Consider the following 1,052-nt stretch of genomic DNA (forward strand, 5'->3'; position numbering starts at 1 on the left):
GCTGCCCCCGAGGCGACCGAGCCCGCAGCGGCCACCGCGGCCCCGACCATCGAGCCGGGCGCCGAGGCCGCCCCGGAAGCAACGGGAGCCCCGGGCAATGCCGAGTGGGAGACCCAGTGGTCCGAGACCGCCCCGCCGGCGGAGACACACACCGCCGCCCACGCTGAGCCGGCCCGCGGTGCGCACGCCGTGACGGCCGCCGAGCTTGGCGCTGCTGCGGAGACTGGACCGGCAGGCCTGCCCGTCCACCACCCCGAATACACTGAGCCCCACGCGCCGACTCTGCCCGGGGCGGAATCGGCAGCCGCGGAACCGGCCGACGACGAGGACACCGTTACCGGCACGGCCACTTCAACCAGCACTGGCGCTGGTACCGCCATCGGCACGGCGATGCCCGGAGTGCCCGACGCCGGGACACAGCCCGCAGGTCCCGCTGACACGGAAACGACGCAGATGGCGGCCTCGCCGGCAGGGGCCGAGGCCTCCGCCAGCCAAACGGCCGAGCCCACCGGCCACTTGGCCACCGAGCAGCCCTACGGCGAGGGCTCAGCGGCTCCGGCGGCTGACGGAAGCGGCCCTGAGGGTTTCACAGTCAAGGGCAATGCCTCGTCAATGATCTACCACGACGAGACCAGCCCGGCGTATGAAGAAACCCGGGCTGAGGTGTGGTTTGCCTCCCCGGCCCACGCCGAAGCAGCCGGGTTTCGGCCGCCGCGCCGGACACGGCAGTAGCCGGCGGTCCGGGCGGCCGACCCATCCCCCCTCAACGCGTCCCTTGATACTCCCGCGTTTTACCGGCAGGCGCTTCGCTGGCAGGGCAGCGGCCCGGGCCGTGGCGCTTGCCGTTGTCCTGTTTTTCTTGAGCGCCTGCACCGGCGGCTCAACCTCGCCCGTGGTTCAGCCGGGAGACCGCACTGCCACCGGCGCAGCGGGTACGGCCGGGGCAGCGGGTGAGCCCACGGTTGCGGGCCGGGTTAATGGGCTGCAGCTGCCGTGGTCCACGGTCCATCTACCCGGCGGCACCGCGGTCATCTCCGAGCGCGACACAGCAC

The 1,052-nt window shown here is 72.9% G+C and carries 1 protein-coding gene; it reads left to right on the forward strand.

Annotated features, from left to right (window positions below; genetic code table 11):
- Window positions 1–732: hypothetical protein (locus LQV45_RS35165; RefSeq protein ID WP_308288972.1), on the forward strand; the 732-nt coding region annotated here is incomplete at its 5' end.
- Window positions 733–1,052: the final 320 nt, after the last annotated feature.

Source organism: Microbacterium sp. Bi128 (genome assembly GCF_918698205.1).